The following is a 16,254-nucleotide window of genomic DNA, read 5'->3' as shown; positions in this document are numbered from 1 at the left end:
TGGAAGCTTATAGACCACTTTCCAGCACAATTGCGTGACTGTCCTCATCGTATACCTGCATAAAAGATGAAATGGTGGGCAGATAATCGGCTGCCACGTATAAAGTACCTTTTAGGATCTGTACCTTCTGACTTGCGTCAGGCTTAAGGGAAAGTGTCCAATCCCCCTTGCTAATCACGGTTTCCTTGTTGACCGCGTTCCAGCTAATGTCCGCTCCCCATGAGCTAAATAACGCTCTAACTGGTAAATATATTTTACCCGACTCCTGAAGTGGCAGATTAGAGGTATTTAATTTCACTTGCACTCCGTCCAACCATACTTGCATGTTTTTACCTGCTGGCAGCAGCGGAACGGCATCAAGCAGATCAGCTTCACTACGCAGTGGCTTAAGGGCCTGTACATCGAGATCTAATACCTTCAATTTGTTATTTAACGTGTCCGTCACATACAGCTTCCCGGACACAAGAGCGATACCGGAAGGTTGATTAAACATTACATCGTCCAAAGCCCCGACCCGATCTCCCGCGGTACTTTGTCCTGCGACTGTAATGACCTTGCCGTCCTTCTGAATAGCCCGAACCCGATGATTCAGACTATCAGCAATCAGCAGTACTCCATCAGCATAAGCCAGTCCCCGTGGACGATTGAATAGAGCAGACAGTCGGTCTCCATTCTGGAATCCTCCAGCCATATAGCCAGTCACAGGGTCAACTGTGGTTGATTTGCCTGCAAAGGTCTCAACCTTACTGCCTTTAATCAACCGTATCATCTGGTTTCCGCTGTCAGCTACATAGAGATTACCGGACTCATCAAACGTAAGACCCACTGGCTCATTGAATTTTGCCGAAGCTACCGCTCCATCCAGATAAGCACCATCATTCCCCTGCTGACCCGCAAATGTAGTAACGACCCCATCTGGAGTAACTTTACGAATCACATGATTAAGTGTGTCCGCTACATATAAGTTATTATTGCTGTCTATGGCTAGGCCACCCGGAGAGCTGAACTGCGCCGCGTTTGGTTGTCCATCCTTGTACCCGGCGACTCCCGTTCCTGCAAGGGTGTAGACTGTGCCTCCCTCTATTTTGCGAATCACATGGTTGTCGGTATCACTGATATAGATATTACCTTTACTGTCAGCGGCGGTGTACGTCGGATGATTAAACAAGGCCTCTGCCGACTGCCCATCACTATACCCAGTGTTACCTTTTCCCGCTATCGTCTGTAGGGTTCCGTTACTCCACTTGCTAATTGTGCCGCTTGCTGACTGCACAATAATGAGGTCATTGCTGCCAGGCACTGTTGCTACTCCCAATGGCTGCTTAAGAGAGAGTCCAACATTAGACGAAACATTCTGGACTATACTCCCTTGAATGTCACCACTTATGGGCTGCAATACCTCTGCGGCTACGATATTAGGTAGGGCTGCGCTTATAAGCATAATTCCGCAAGCGATGGAGATGAGTTCTTTTTTCATAACGTTATTTTCTCCTCCCGAAGGTTATTGCGCCTTTAAAATAACAAAGATAAGCTGATCTTAAGCGTGTCTACTATTACCTGTACAGGGCCGTCTTCAGTATCTTCAATCCTCACCAGAGGAATGATAACGTTATAAGGTTCGGGAGTTAGTCTATTCAAAAATTCTGGAGTAAGTTTAAGCACAAAGGTATTCTCATCATTCCGATCCAGTACATAATCCGTATCTTCTAGTGGTAATGGATCTCCAAGATCATATTCATAACGATATCTAATCTCCCCTACATCATAACCTAGCGAATGGATGATAAATTCCGGCGCTTCATCTTCACCTATAGGACCCGTATGATTAAAATAACTCGGAGTGATCTCTCCTTCAAAGTAAAACCCGCCGTCTGCTATCTGTTGATCCTCTTCCTGTACCTGCCCCCCGGTAAGGGCATTCTTTAACAAACCACCGTTAACCTTGATTTGAACGAATGACTTATAAGGAAGTGATTCCCGCAGTTGAATGATAAGCTCATTCTCTCGAATGTATACCTCTCCTAAATCGAGCTTGTCCGCACTCTGATTCAAAGTAACACTCACCCCATCCCTCGCAGCATTAGGATTAGAGTCATCTGCGATATTAAAGGCTAAAGGTGCCGTAAACGGCAAAGCAATCTCATTATTACGGACGAGATAGTCATAGATATGTTCTCTAAATTCCTGCTGGTTCAGCTCAGGCGCGTCAAGCGGATTGGGCGTCGGCGTTGCTGTCGGCTCCGGCGTCGGCGTTGCTGTCGGTTCCGGCGTTGGTGTTGCTGTTGATTCCGGTGTTGGCGTTGCTGTTGGTTCCGGTGTTGGCGTCGGTTTCGGCGTTGGTTCCGGTGTTGGCGTCGGTTTCGGCGTTGGCGTCGGCATCGGTGGTGTTGGTTTCGTTATATCTAAGGGAGCCCGACTAGATAGATCATAGTTAATCTTAGGTGGAATTGATGGTATAGGTGGGTGGACAGGCATAGTAGCTTTTATTTGCTCAAATAGTCGATCGAACTGATCTTTTATTGCTTCGGTTAATTTCCCTTCTTCGTTCAGATATTCCAAATGCTGCTCTAACGCAAATTGCGGCAATACATTCAGGGACAACTGCCCCTGTATCCATTGTTGATTCTCTATAATAAGCTGTTGGGAGGCTCCTATTAATTGAGAAAGAGTAGCATCTACAGGCGAAACTACATGAACTGTTCCTTCCAGAACTCCCAAATAATCGCCGTTAATTCCTGCCCCACCATTAAGGACTACATTTCCTTGGCTATTAACGCTAACAAAAAACTCTGTGCCCATAACGCCCATAATAGCCGTCGGGGTCTCAATCTCAAACCGGGAGTCACCCTCCAGCTTCTTTTTCACCTTGATCAGGACCTGCCCATTTTGAAGCTTCAGACTTGTCTTACCGCCCAGCGCTTTGGCACTTTCGACTAGTTGGCTGATGGTAAGCGTAGTGTTTGCTCCGATCGTAACTTCTTTGTTGGCATCAAGGTCGAGGCTGATTTGTCCGTCCGAGCCTGTTATAATCGTATCGCCTTGCGTAATCGCCATCCCTTTGAAAGCATTAAATTTCTTGGTTCCTCCGCTTTTCTTCACCTCTGACTTGCCTGAGACCGCAGTTATTTTCCCCACTTTGACGCTATCCTTCGCCTCTGTGACAACCGCTGGCCAAAGAATACTGAACAAAAGAATAAATGCCAGTGTAAGCTTTAACGACTTCATCTCAATCCCTCCAATTCATAGACACTGATTCCCTGCTCCTTGCCCTTTACCTTGATCTCTCCTAATGAAACAGCTGATACTCTATCTTTTACAAAAGCGTAGGTAGCTTCACTAATGAGGATTTGTCCAGGCTTCGCATTGCTTTCCAGACGGGCCGCCGTGTTGACGGTGTCTCCAATCGCTGTATAATCCATCCGTGTCTTTGAGCCAATATTCCCGAATACAGCTGGGCCAGTGTGCACCCCAATGCCGAATTTCACGACTAAGCCAAAACGCTCGAACAGCTTTTGTTCCACTGCAGCCGAGCCTTCCTTCATCGCCCACGCCGCCTTCACCGCTTGCATCGGATGATCCTCCAGCAGCAATGGAGCATTAAAAATCGCCATCGTGGCATCCCCGATAAACTTGTCCAATGTGCCATCATACTTAAAAATACAACCTGCGGTGAGATCCAGATACTCATTCAAAATCTCCACAATCTCCTCAGGTTCAGCAGCCTCCGACAACGGAGTAAACCCGCGAATATCCACGAACAACAAGGTTAGCTCTCTGCGGCTCCCCCCCAGCTTCAATCCTTCTTGACCCTTCTTAAGAATTTGATCCACAACTTGCGGGGCAACATATCGGCCAAAGATATCCGTAATCCTACGTTTCTCCATCAGTTCTTCTAAATATTGAAACCCTATCACGACAATGCAGCTAATAATTAGAAACGGAATCACATAACCTAGTGAAATCACCATTCCCTGATCATAGAAATAACGACCTGCAAAAATAAGGAGTGCAATAATGACCGCAATGACAGCGTAGGAATATAGCATCTTCACTTTACGGAATAGTAGATATGCCAGGAGTGCAGCTAGTAACAAAACTACTTCGTTCCACTTCCAATCCAGCACGCGTTTATAATTATTGTCCAGCAGCGATTGAATAATATTCGCATGTATTTCCACGCCATATAAAGTGTTTTTACCGCTGATCGGGGTTAGAAAGTCATCCTTAAACCCTGTAGCATACGGCCCGATAAGCACAATTCTATTCTCAAAATAGGATGGAGAAACCTCCCCGTTAAGCACCGCCGTATAGGGAATCTCTTCAAAATCACCCTTGCCGCCTGAATAGGGGATATAGAAGCGCCCAAACTTATCTAAAGGTAGCTTCTGCGGATCCGCAGTCCCCCCCATCGCCTCTCGATATTTCTGATAGAGTGTCCATGACAAGCTGTTAATAGGTTTACCTTCATAGTCAAAAGAAAAAAGAGCTTTACGCACCACATGGTCCATGTCGGTAATGGTATTGATATGGGCGGTCGCAGCCGCTGCCTCTCTTAAAGCCTCAAACGGCTGGGATAACTCCAACGCTTCGATCTTCCCCTGCTCAGTATTTGGGGCAAACGTGCCATATACAGGCAGGACTACATTCCCCGCTCGTGCGACAGCCGCAGCGAATTCGGCATCTGCCTCCGGATCCTCCGAGCCCACTGGGAATGTGAGGTCAAAGCCGATCACTGCAGGATGGCCCTCGGAGAGTGTATCCAAGAGCTGGGCATGAACATTTCTGCTCCATGGCCAGCTACCGAAGTCCTCCAAGCTCTGATCGTCAATCCCGATGATAGCAATCGTAGTATCCACATCTCTCTCGTGCTGCATCACACGATCTTGTAACTGCTGATCGATAGAATCAAGGCTTCCCCGATACAGAAGGAACGCAAAAACCGCAGTAAGCAAAAGGAGGATATGTGCTAACTTCATTCTCAAAGTCGGTATCTCCAATCTATGTATTATGGAATGAGTCCAAGCCAGCGGTCAGTATGTTGGATATTGATACGTAAAGAAGAAGGGGTCGGTGAATAACAGGATGAGGAGTACAAGCACCCATAAATGAATGCCAAGCCCTGCGCCAAGCGGAAGAAGTGCCGTAAAGAGCTGAATAACTGCTAACAAAAACGGTACTAGAGAAGAGACAATGCCAGCTTCCCTTGCAATTTATCTTTTATTTTGAAAGATTCTGAAAATTAAAAATTAATTCAAAAATATTATATATGAAAAATCATATGAATAGTGGAAATTTCCTTTTTACATAGAAGAAAAAGGAGACTACACGCAAAAAAGACAAAAAGCAGGCCAGAGTCACCTCTGCCTGCCTTTGCCAACCTATCTTATAATTTGATTATTCCATATAACAGTTTTGCGATTTCAGCACGGGTCACTTTGCCACGAGGATCAAAGTTATTGTCGCCCTTGCCGTCAAGGATTCCCTTTGCTTGCAAATCAATTACCGCTTGCTTCGCCCACTCAGATACACTATTCATATCCTTAAAGCTTGCAGCAGCAGCAACGGAAGCTTGCAATCCTGCTTTATACTGCATCAGTTTCTGCAGGACAACTGCCGCCTCCTCACGAGTAATCGCATCTTTAGGTCGGAACTTGCCATCACTGCCTTGGATCAATCCAAGCTGGACAGCTTTGTCTATCGACTGTGCATAATAAGCATCTTTAGATACATCTGCAAAAGCACTCTGTACGATAGCCCCATTTGCTTCATCCAATCCGAGAGAACGAACGGCCAGTGTAACAAAATCTGCACGGGTTACATTCGCCTGTGGTCCATAATGCGTATCGTCGATCCCTTTAATCACATGCTTAGCCGTCAGCTTGGAAATATACGACTCTGCCCAGTGACCAGCAGTATCCCTAAATTGCTTATGGTATTCCAGTACCGCAAAGGAGGAAAAGTGATTTGTTGTGAAGGTAACGGTATTATCCTTAAACACTCCACCCAAATATTCCAACGTGCTGCCATTTACATAATAGACACCCGCAAAATCTGTATCAAGCTTAGCAAGCTGTTCCTTAGTCAGCGTCAAGGTAATCGTAACAGCACCTTTAAGCTGGTGGATAGCCGTTTCTTTGCCTCCTGCAGATGTACTGAGGTTCAGCGTAACGTTAGCTCTGAATGGACTCATTCCAGCGTCATTGGCCTGTACAGATATCATACTCGTATCAATGCTTAGTAGCAGCATATCACTGCCTGCCGGAATGGCTGGTAAGGAACTTGTTGGTACGCTCAAGGTAACGTTAGATGAAACAATATTCAAATTCAACTTCTTATCGACAGCCTGTTGAACAGCGGCTGCATCAAGAGCAATTCTAATCTGATCTTGAGCCGAGGTTGCTCCGCCTGCGCTAATCTTTAGGCTTCCCCCTGTAGCAGCTTCCTCTATCAGTTTCTTCAAGGCTGACGGATCAGCTGTATACGTCCCATTACTTCCTAATGCCAGTTCAATGTTTCCCTTTCCCGCTCCAGGTGTGGCTGTAGGCGTCGGAGTCACTGTTGGCACTGGTAAAACTACCGGAGGTGCCGTTGTCACCTCTGGTGCTGGTGTCGGCGTCACTTCTGGCGATGGCGATACCTCTGGTGTCGGCGTTACCTCTGGTGTCGGTGTTGGTGTTGGTGTCACCTCTGGTGTCGGCATCACATCCTCTTTTCCAGTGTAAAAGCCCCAGATATCTGAAAGCACACTACCGGAGTGATCATCCTCAACCTTTGTATACCATTGGTAGTAGCTATCCGGATTCAGCTTACTCCAAGTGACCTGAGTCTCCGCGCCACTCTCTACTTGTGGATTGGCCGCAATTTCCTGGTCGCTGTAAACCTTGACTCCGATATAGTCGGTAGCCACACGTTTAGTCACAGGCTGTAAATCCAGATCCAGAACGAACTCATCTTTGCCTGGATATTCGTCTTCATCATAGTAGTTATAATCATCCAAATAAGGCGAATAAGTCTTCACGCGAAGTTTGTTATTAGCAACATCGAACTGAAGCAGACGGATATAGCCGAGTCCCCCTTCTTCAGCGCCTTGGTAATCTGCCAGCATTTGATAGACACTGCGGTCTGGAATACCGTCACCGTTATCATCCAGCTCGTCTACCTTAAGCTCAGCATCATGATAATGGCCGGACAGTGCTGCGATTACGTTTTTGTTAGGTTTCACAACCATCTCAAAAATCTTATCCGCAATAGGTGCACGGTTATTAGAAACCAGCAAGTATTCATGGAGACAAAGAATCGCTTTACGCTCTGGATAACGGGCAACGATCTCATTCATCCATTCGATTTCTTCCTCAGCCAATCCCCAGCCCATGTATACAATAACAAAATCATTTCCGTTCGCAGACACTAAATCGTAATGGCCCCTGTTGTTGTCATAAGAGCCACCGAAGGTCGGCATATTCTTGAATCTCCACTCTCCAAAATACTCCCAGAATTTCGTGTAATCCCCGGTTTGATGGCCTACGTCATGATTACCCGCAAGAACACCATAAGGAATGTTAGCTTCCTCCAGAACCTTCATGTCCCGGTCAGCTTCCTTCCACTCATACTCCTGATAGGATTTATCCACGATATCTCCTGTATGAATAACATACTTCAGGTTCAAGCTCTCTTTGTTGTCAGCTATCCATTCTACATTTTTACGGTAAATGTAAGGGTAGCTCTGTGAATAATATTGTGTATCAGACATCCATACAAAAGAAAAGTCATACGTATCTTGTGTTACTGTTGGTGCTGTCTTAGCCACCGAAGCAATTTCGTCCTGAACCATTACTGCAATGCTATTTCCATTAGCATATTCTCCAGCTGTAACCGTGGATTTCAGCTCAAAATCCTCTGTTCCAGCGATTAAATGATCCAGCTGTACCCATTTTTGTTGAGTTGGACTCCATGCGTAGAGACTTACTTTACGTCCCGGCAACGAATTCCCTTTCCATTCAATATCTACACGATCTGACGCCTTAACCGACTCATCCAGCTTAATTTCATAACGCTGATAAGGGAATTGATCGACAGCATCATTAATTAAATATTGTCCGTCCACCGCACTTATTTTACTGTAGTCATCACTGCTAAGCGCTTGTTCGCCCGCAGGTACGGATTGTTTCGGCGGCTCTGTATCGGATGCATTTATAAACCCAGCAAAGCCTTGCTCCGGATGGTTAGCATCGTACTTAAATCCTCTAAAGAAGGTAACGTTTATCTTATCCTGATTAGGATCTTCAACCTTAACCTTTAAAGTCGGATTAGTACCTACAGCGGTCTCCCAGTTTGTAGGAGAAATAAGCAGTGGCGCAAATGGATTCTCATTCGGTACATGGAATGTAATGACCTTTTCTGCCTGATTGCCAATCCTATCTAAGGCTGTGATAGAAAGCGTATGATCCCCAGCCGACAACTTCCCGGATGAAGTAGCATAGGGCAGTTCAATAACATTACCATCCAGCTTCACGCTGACCTTATCTACACCCGCATAAGTATCCTTAACTTCAGCAGCAATTTCAAAATTGCCACGGTAAGTTTGTCCCTCTTCTATTGATGCTTTGATGGATGGTGGCGTGTTGTCGACAATTACGTTTGATGATACTTTCGCTTCACCTTCGGTAAGCGTTACTTTATGTTCTCCGTCAGTTGCTTCCTTAGTATTCCAGTTGTACGCCTTTGAACGGAACAAATCCGCTTTTAGATCAAACTGGAAGCCGAGGGATTCATGCTTACCTGCGCTGTCCCCCATCTTGATTTCCTTATCACGTTCTGCATAAGCCGGATCCCAAATTTCGGTACCATCTGCCAGCAGGAGACGAACATTTTTCACTTCAAAATCATCCTTATTCTCCTCAGGACGAGGATCAAATGGAGATGATTTAGAGCCCGCCCGAATGTAAATCACATTATCCGTACCCTTTTTTAAAGCGGCAGAAGAAATAGGAAAAGTCAATGTAGTATACGTAGTAATCGGGTCCATAAAGGTATACAGAATACTGGCATCTCCTAGTTCTTCCGGTCCCATCGTGATCGCATTTTTAAAATAATAGTCCACATTTTTAGCTTCAAATACAAAGTAGGCATCATTCTCCAGTGCATTATATGCCTCGTTATTGCCCAGTAACTTACTGTCAATGCTCAAGCCTAAGACATCAGCCTTAGCGGTGGCAGAGGTTCCCTTTACGGTCACGGAGCCATTGATCAACTGCCCTTCCTTCACATTCAAACGAAGGGGTGATTGATCCTGTCCTCCTGTAACTTTTACTTTCATTACTGGAGATTGTGTTTCATTCGTTCCATCAGAAACAACAAAGTAATACTGGATCTCATTTCTGCCAATCAAATCCGCAGAGGTCAAATTAAAGTGATACAAGCTGTCGTTGAAGTCTTGGGATAGATTGTGGCTAACAGCTTCCGGCTGCTTGTCCGAAGACACTCTAACTTCCACAGAAGTAACAGCTTTATTGTCATCAGCAAAAGCCTTCAAATCGAGACCCAGCGACTGATCAATCTCCGTTACGCCGGTCAGATCTTCTACTGTTGGTTTCTCTGTATCCGGCTCCACATGGATCGGTGTGTTTGGAAGTTGTGTTACATCCGTCTGGCCTGGTGACGGAACGGCTGACCCCGTACTGATCTTGAGCATTTTGCTCAGCCCATTCACAGGATACTTATATAGAAGGGCTTTATTCTCTTTGGTGTCATCACCTTTAGCTCCACCATCGTAGGTGAGGTCAGCATCATAATACGCAGAGGAAATCTCCTTCTCCGTATTGCTCTTGATTACGACTGCCCGGCGGCCAGAGTTCGCCATACCATCGCTTTTGATCAAAAAGAGATTGGTGCCTTCAATTAAGTTTGTGTTGAATTCTGTATTGAAATCATTAGCAGTGTAAGTACTATTGGCACTATTAATAACCCAGAACACCACGGACTGCTGTGCAGGAATCAGAAAGTTCTCTGGCGTCGAAGGCCACTTCACATCGGAAGCGTTACCTTTATCAGGATAACGATAATAGACCTTGTAGTCCTTGAAATTAACAGGTGCATCAGTATTGTTATAGATCTCAATGAATTCAAAAGCGTCGCTGCTCGTTCCTTTTACATTCGTCGAATTCGGCAGCAGCTCTGTGATTAACAACGGCGGCACATTATTCGAATCGAACGCCGGCAGGTTCACATGAACAGAATAACTCTCTGTCACATTATTAACGCGGATGCTGTAATGCAGCTCCGGCTCTTCCAGCGCAGCTGCAGGAATCATTGCCGCATATTCATCCCCACCTTTTGAAGTCATGGTGATTACCGTATCTTTCGCCTGAGAAGGAGAGCCATACTGTAGCTTCACTACAGGCAGTGATCCATCTGCCCCGCTTTCCAGATTAGTAATCTTCGCACTGATAGGGAGATCGGCTGGATCGACACTACTCTGTGCAATATGTTCAATCACTGGCTGCTTGTTCCCAGGAACTAGCTCAGGCACTTGTTCTGCCTCTACGGTTCCAGGCGTAGCCACAACCGTTCCCGAATTCACCATGAGGTTCATAACGGAGCTATCTGCTTGCAAGTATTGATAGAAGATCCCGTTATTCTCCTTCACCTGTTCTTTTCCATAGGAAGCAGAAACAATTAGCGTATCTCCTGCTTTGCTTTTAATTTGTAAATTACGCGCAGAAGTGTTAGCCATCCCCCCGCCACCGTTGATCCGGAACAGATTCACTCCTTCCTGCAAAGCTGCAGAAGGATTAAAGTTTTTGATGAAATCCTCCGTAGGAACATTCAGATTATTGCCATTCATAATCCAGAAAACAATATTTCCATGCGCCGGTATTACAGCATCACCATTAGGTGCCCATGTATCTTTGTCATTATAAAAGAAATAATAATCCTTAAAATTAACCGGCTTGTCCGTATTATTGTAGACTTCAACAAACTCGTAACCATCTACAGAGGTTCCATCTGTCCCTTTTACATTTTTAGTATCCGGAACAACTTCTGTAATCAGTAGCGCTCCTGGATTATGAGGTACCGCGTACACCTCTGCCATTACAGTCGGTTGACTTAAAAGCGTGTCGAGCTCAACCTGTTCATCAAAATGCGCCTCTAATTCGGAAGATGTCTGCTCCGTCTCCAGCTGCTGCTCTTCGGCATATCCTGCTGGAGCCATGATTCCCAACATCAAACTGCTGGCAATTATGCTGGAAAATAAACGTTTAGCTTTTGCTGTTATTCTCAAAACTCCGAACACTCCCCATTTGTTTGATTGTGATTCAATGCATAAATATGCAATGAAGCTCATCTGGAAAGTATACCTGCGGTGTATTATCGCTATATCATAGCCGTGTTAAATCTTTAGGTTATTTTTAATATTGCTTAAGCTTCAGTTCAGCTTCGCGGGTTACAATATAACTAGTTAGAACCCATTTTAAACGATACTTTAGACGGATGCTTAAGCAAGATAAGTTATTGCAGAACAAGAAAAGAGGACTCTAATGGATATAAAAAGAGTGATCATAGTCGGAACGGTAGTTGTAGTGATGTCTTTCGGAAATGCTTGGACTAGTCTTACCGCTAATGCAAGTTCGCCTGTAAAATGGTCCACGGCAGAGGTCGCGGATCAAGACGAATTATTGGAGGTACTTAACCAGCCAACGGACGAGGATCTATACGAGGCCATATATGACGGTAAGTCACTTCAAGATATTGCATCAGAACAAGGCCAAGATATTGAAGCTGTAATCGATCTACAGGTTGCCCAGCTAACGGATCAATTGGATTCACGGTTAGCCGCTGGAAGCATAACAACCGAGCAGTATGCGGCATATAAAGCGGAGCTGAGGGACATCGTTTCAGATAGTGTCCATACTTCCTTCGGTTAAGGGAATACATACAGCGACGCTGTAACATACACAAAAAACCCGGCTAAATGGATCTTCCATTTAGCCGGGTTTTGTATATTTAATACTTATTTTATAACAGAATCCCTAAGTCCCTATCTTGTTCTCTCTGTTAATCTCCAGAATATCAAGGAAGAATACAAAGATCGGAATCCCCAGAATCAGACCCCAAACCCCGAGATAATGCTCAGAGAATAACAACACGATAAACGTATAGAACATAGGCAAATTCATTTTGGATGACATCAGTTTAGGATTTAGGAAGTAGCCTTCTACAAAATGAAGCACGGCAATCATTGCCAGTACATAGATAGTCATGACTAGGCCACCAATATTGTAACCAATAATACAAAGTGGGATTAGCGAGATAACAAAACCTACAACCGGAATTAAACTAAGCAAGAAGATCATAATGGATAATGCGAAAAGGTAAGGAAAACCTAAAATCCAGAGTCCGATCACCGTAAAGCATGTATTAAACAACGCGATCAGAATTTGTGCTTCGATCACTTTTCCGAAAGAGGAGATAAATTTTCTGCCAAAATACTCAAGCTCTACATAGAACCAAGAGATTTTGCTCTCTTTAAGGCGGGAAGTGAAACTAACGATCCTGTTCTTCTCAAGTATAAATACAAAGCTCAAAATGGTTGATAAAACAAAGCTGGTGCCCCAATTGCTTATTTTCAAGACATATTCAATACCGTCTTTCATATACGACTGATAGTTCAAATCCTTAAGCTGGGCGAATATATACTGCACAATATCATTCTGCGGGATGTTCTCAGGGGTCAAATTGGTCAAAAAATTCGTTAACTGTTTAATCTGAATGAAAACCTTAGGCAGATAATTAACGAGGGTTATGACAATTACAGCGATTAAGGCAAGGTATAGAATAACAATAATCACTTTGCTGTTAACTGCTACATATTTGTTAATGCGCTTCGTGAGCAGCACTTGAAAGCTATTCATTACATACGCAATCAAAAACGTCAACAGTACCAAATTAAGCATATCTCTAATACTGAATAGCAGTAGAGCAACCAATCCTAAAATCAAAAAACGCCGGACCGTTAAATTTGCGTAATAACGCTTAAACAATTCCATCAGTTCTCTCCATTCGCTTACCAATTAGTACTCTGTTTATAGTCTACAGTAAGGAATTCACTTATAGCAACTAGTGATTCGCCTAAAATGACGAATTTACTCACTTTTTGTAATCTCATCATCAATAAAAGTGACACTTTTCATGCTCCTGCATCCATATGAGTCAATTCAACGATTCGGCGTTTCGGATCATATTTCATATCTATATGCAGATCTTTGCATAATTGATGAAATGGAACCATCAAGGTTCCCTTCCTCATTTCAGGAGAATTTCTTACCATATTCACCTTTTGGTTGTTCAAGGTCAATTCCATAGGCAAATCGATATGCTTCATCTGATCAAGCGTCAACGCAGCGGTAAGTGTCTCACTTCCCCCGTTAATTCGTGCGGCATTCCGATCCGCTCTGGTGTTAATCCCATCCTCAATTTTGAAGGTCAGTGAAATCCCCAGCGAATCACAAACAGCCAGCAATCTGTCATTGTAGGACCCATAAGGAAAAGCAATCGCCGAATCCGTATTGCCCAATTCTTTCTTCAGCCTTTGCTCCGCCTTAGCCAGATCACGTGTAACTCTGCTGTAGTATTCGACATTCATCTCATTCCTGTTCTCATCATCAACATATAACAAGGCACTTGCAGCTGGCCGCTGCCCGCCCTCGGCATCGACAATCCCATAATGGTGCAAATCATAGGTATGACTATAAAATCCCATCCCAGCATGCTTCATTTCCCGCATTTGCTCCCAAGTGAGCTTCGGTACGCTATTCGGATCTGGGTGATCTATTGTAGATACGATAACAAAATTAACGGCTGTATATCCGTATTTTTGCAAAACGGGGAACGCCAATTTATAGAAACTCTCATATCCATCATCAAAGGTCAGCAGCACTGCATTGTCCGGAACTGCGCCGTTATTCAGCATAAATTCACGGTATTCCGCCATGTTGATCACATGAAAACCTTCCTGCTTCAGCAGATTCATTTGATCATCAAACCGATCAACCGATAACACCCAAGGAAACTGTGGCATGGGCTTCTCAGAAAGATGATGATACATCAGCACAGCCACCTGATCTCTGTAGTAAATACCTTTTGGAAGAGGTCCGGATTTCTGCCAGCCGATTTGTGTATTTAGTGCCTGTTCAGCTACCGCCTTCGGGATCATAAGATCATCAGGCGAGGCAGGGTTGGCAGCTATCGTCTTTATCATTTGACCATTTACGTTAATAATAATTGTTGAAGGTTCACGTTGTGTATTCAAAATAGCAGCAAAGCTCAGCAGTAGAACTATGACAACAAGCAGCATATATTTTTTTGTTTTCAATCTCAGAATCTCCTTAACAACATTTCTTGTCCCTATGTAACTATATATTTTATGGAAGTTCCACCTGCTATTGGTTACATTTTCTTCTTATTTTTGTTTCTTTATCATAAAAAAGAGGGCGAACCTCAAGCCTGAACCGGCTTAAGGAACACCCCGCAAAAATGGAGATCTATATACAATTATGTACATCTATATGTGATTGTAGACGGTCTAGGACCTTCTCTTATCTGCGAAGTAATTCTCTTCCCCAAGCTCGTCCACGAACTGCTGCAGCCAATGATAATATTGAACGGCATGCTCCAGCTTCTCCAGATCCTTCAGGCAGAATTGCCGCTCCTCCTCAGACGTATCCACGGCTTGAACCAATCCCTCCAGCTCAGGAATGACAACGTCTAAAGCGTGCTTCATGACATCAATCTCCCGCTGTAGCTTCATCCCAAAAAAGTTCTTAAAGGTCTGAAAGAAATCTGTTTCCACTGCATACAGATCCTTTCGGTCCCGCTTCTCCTCCAGCTTAGTGACCATCTTGGAGGCCATCAAAGAACGGACTCCATAGCTCATATTACTCTTGCTCATATTCATCACATTCTTCATCTCTTCAAGCGTCATCGGACGGTCTTCAAAGAACATAATTCCATACAGCTGCCCAAATGAATAATTCGCACCATATAGGTCCATCGTCTGAGCAATCGCATCGATCATCGGACGCAGCAGCTGCTCGCGTGGAGATAAGTCTTTATTCTCTTCACCAAAGGCTACCTGTTTCATAGCTGCACCTTCATTCCACTTAGAATCTACCCTTCTATTTTACACAAAATAGCAACTACCTGCGCTAATCTCTTAATTTTTTACATAATCTCGCATCGATCTTTACGTCCACTTGACCACGCAGCCGCTCGATGAGTGTACAATTTTTTTTGAACGGAAGAGCTTTCCTCAGAATTATACCGCAAAAAACAGAAGATGGAATGGGGTATCGACAGAATAATGAAACGTTCGAGATTTATAGGGGAGTTGAAACCGGTGCTCTTCACCTTGCCGGCAATGATTCCATTCGTTGTATTTTGGCTAGCGCCATTACTTTATGTATTTTATCTCAGCTTTACCGAATGGGACTTCATGAGCCCTGAGAAAACCTTTGTCGGACTAACCAACTATCTGGATCTGTTCAGCAATCCTGCCTTCTATAAAGCACTTAGAGTGACTCTGTTATTCTGTGCCGGAAGTGTGCTGCCCGTTATTCTGATCGAACTTGGACTAGCACTCCTGATGAACGGGAAGCTGAAAGGGTCCACCCTCTATCAGGTATTGCTGTTCTCCCCTTGGGTCACGCCGACCGTGGCTGTATCCATTGTCTGGTCCTGGATCTATGAACCCGAAATCGGCCTTGCCAATACTGTACTTGACCTCTTAGGTCTAGAAAAAATCGGTTGGCTTCAAGACCCTAAATGGGCGCTGCTTGGCGTTCTGCTCGTGACAATATGGAAATCGGTAGGCTGGGCGATGATTTTTTACTTGGTGGCACTACGCAATGTCCCTACGGATCTGCTGGAAGCAGCTCAACTGGATGGAGCAAATGCTGTTCAAAAATTCAGCCGTATTACTTTACCGCTAATCTCGCCAACGACACTGTTTCTGTTCATCGTACAGATCATCGGGGCGTTACAGGCTTACGACCAGATTAACGTACTTACACAAGGTGGACCCTCAGGATCAACACGCACCTTGCTCTATATGTATTATCAGTCTGCCTTTGAAGCCTTTCAGATTGGAGAAGCCTCTAGTGTCGCAATGGTTCTGGTATTTATATGTATGCTGCTATCCGTAGTCTCGCTAGAGGTTAGTAAACGGACAACCCATTATCAATAACAACTGCTGTAAAG

At 44.5% G+C, this 16,254-nt stretch carries 10 protein-coding genes; 2 read left to right on the top strand and 8 right to left on the bottom strand.

Translation table 11 applies throughout. From position 1 onward, the window contains the following. Positions 1-7: 7 nt before the first annotated feature. The 5 genes from MHH46_RS01590 to MHH46_RS01570 form a co-directional block, all read right to left on the bottom strand. Positions 8-1,477: a stalk domain-containing protein gene (locus tag MHH46_RS01590; protein ID WP_076127026.1), complete on the bottom strand. Its 1,470-nt coding sequence runs from the start codon at positions 1,475-1,477 to the stop codon at positions 8-10. Between the two features lie 35 nt (positions 1,478-1,512). After that, positions 1,513-3,225, bottom strand: coding sequence for a FecR domain-containing protein (locus MHH46_RS01585; protein ID WP_405132554.1), 1,713 nt, complete (start codon positions 3,223-3,225; stop codon positions 1,513-1,515). Next, positions 3,222-4,976, bottom strand: a complete 1,755-nt coding sequence (locus MHH46_RS01580) for a CHASE2 domain-containing protein (RefSeq protein ID WP_256715791.1) — start codon at positions 4,974-4,976, stop codon at positions 3,222-3,224. The genes MHH46_RS01585 and MHH46_RS01580 overlap by 4 nt, the downstream gene beginning before the upstream one ends. Before the next feature lie 54 nt (positions 4,977-5,030). Next, complete coding sequence (locus tag MHH46_RS01575) at positions 5,031-5,168, bottom strand: hypothetical protein (RefSeq protein WP_179089418.1); 138 nt, start codon at positions 5,166-5,168, stop codon at positions 5,031-5,033. A gap of 215 nt (positions 5,169-5,383) precedes the next feature. After that, positions 5,384-11,281 carry an S-layer homology domain-containing protein gene (locus MHH46_RS01570; protein ID WP_179086296.1) on the bottom strand — a complete coding sequence of 1,966 codons (5,898 nt, stop codon included), beginning with the start codon at positions 11,279-11,281 and terminating at the stop codon, positions 5,384-5,386. A 256-nt stretch (positions 11,282-11,537) separates the two neighbouring features. On the opposite strand from MHH46_RS01570, the gene MHH46_RS01565 reads away from it, so the two are divergent. Continuing rightward, a complete protein-coding gene (locus MHH46_RS01565; protein ID WP_038568262.1) occupies positions 11,538-11,924 on the top strand; it encodes a hypothetical protein in 387 nt (128 codons plus the stop codon). A 105-nt stretch (positions 11,925-12,029) separates the two neighbouring features. Here MHH46_RS01565 and MHH46_RS01560 read toward each other — a convergent pair whose 3' ends face one another. From MHH46_RS01560 to MHH46_RS01550, 3 genes are all read right to left on the bottom strand, one after another. Continuing rightward, positions 12,030-13,046 (bottom strand): AI-2E family transporter, encoded by a 1,017-nt coding sequence (locus MHH46_RS01560; protein WP_036687315.1) that lies wholly within the window; start codon positions 13,044-13,046, stop codon positions 12,030-12,032. A 140-nt stretch (positions 13,047-13,186) separates the two neighbouring features. Beyond that, complete coding sequence (locus MHH46_RS01555; RefSeq protein ID WP_081387855.1) at positions 13,187-14,371, bottom strand: polysaccharide deacetylase family protein; 1,185 nt, start codon at positions 14,369-14,371, stop codon at positions 13,187-13,189. A gap of 210 nt (positions 14,372-14,581) precedes the next feature. Next, a complete protein-coding gene (locus MHH46_RS01550) occupies positions 14,582-15,139 on the bottom strand; it encodes a GbsR/MarR family transcriptional regulator (RefSeq protein WP_076101159.1) in 558 nt (185 codons plus the stop codon). A 219-nt stretch (positions 15,140-15,358) separates the two neighbouring features. Here MHH46_RS01550 and MHH46_RS01545 point away from each other — a divergent pair, with 219 nt between their 5' ends. Continuing rightward, positions 15,359-16,240 carry a carbohydrate ABC transporter permease gene (locus MHH46_RS01545; protein WP_076192520.1) on the top strand — a complete coding sequence of 294 codons (882 nt, stop codon included), beginning with the start codon at positions 15,359-15,361 and terminating at the stop codon, positions 16,238-16,240. Positions 16,241-16,254: the final 14 nt, after the last annotated feature.

Source organism: Paenibacillus sp. FSL H8-0175, assembly GCF_045040615.1.
Lineage (GTDB): Bacteria > Bacillota > Bacilli > Paenibacillales > Paenibacillaceae > Paenibacillus_AQ > Paenibacillus_AQ odorifer.
This window is presented reverse-complemented; position numbering and strand designations above follow the sequence as displayed.

Coding starts and splice junctions, on each gene's coding strand:
- MHH46_RS01580 (WP_256715791.1), bottom strand. CDS start 4,976: ATGAAGTTAGCACATATCCTCCTTTTGCTTACTGCGGTTTTTGCGTTC.
- MHH46_RS01585 (WP_405132554.1), bottom strand. CDS start 3,225: ATGAAGTCGTTAAAGCTTACACTGGCATTTATTCTTTTGTTCAGTATT.
- MHH46_RS01550 (WP_076101159.1), bottom strand. CDS start 15,139: ATGAAACAGGTAGCCTTTGGTGAAGAGAATAAAGACTTATCTCCACGC.
- MHH46_RS01565 (WP_038568262.1), top strand. CDS start 11,538: ATGGATATAAAAAGAGTGATCATAGTCGGAACGGTAGTTGTAGTGATG.
- MHH46_RS01590 (WP_076127026.1), bottom strand. CDS start 1,477: ATGAAAAAAGAACTCATCTCCATCGCTTGCGGAATTATGCTTATAAGC.
- MHH46_RS01560 (WP_036687315.1), bottom strand. CDS start 13,046: ATGGAATTGTTTAAGCGTTATTACGCAAATTTAACGGTCCGGCGTTTT.
- MHH46_RS01545 (WP_076192520.1), top strand. CDS start 15,359: ATGAAACGTTCGAGATTTATAGGGGAGTTGAAACCGGTGCTCTTCACC.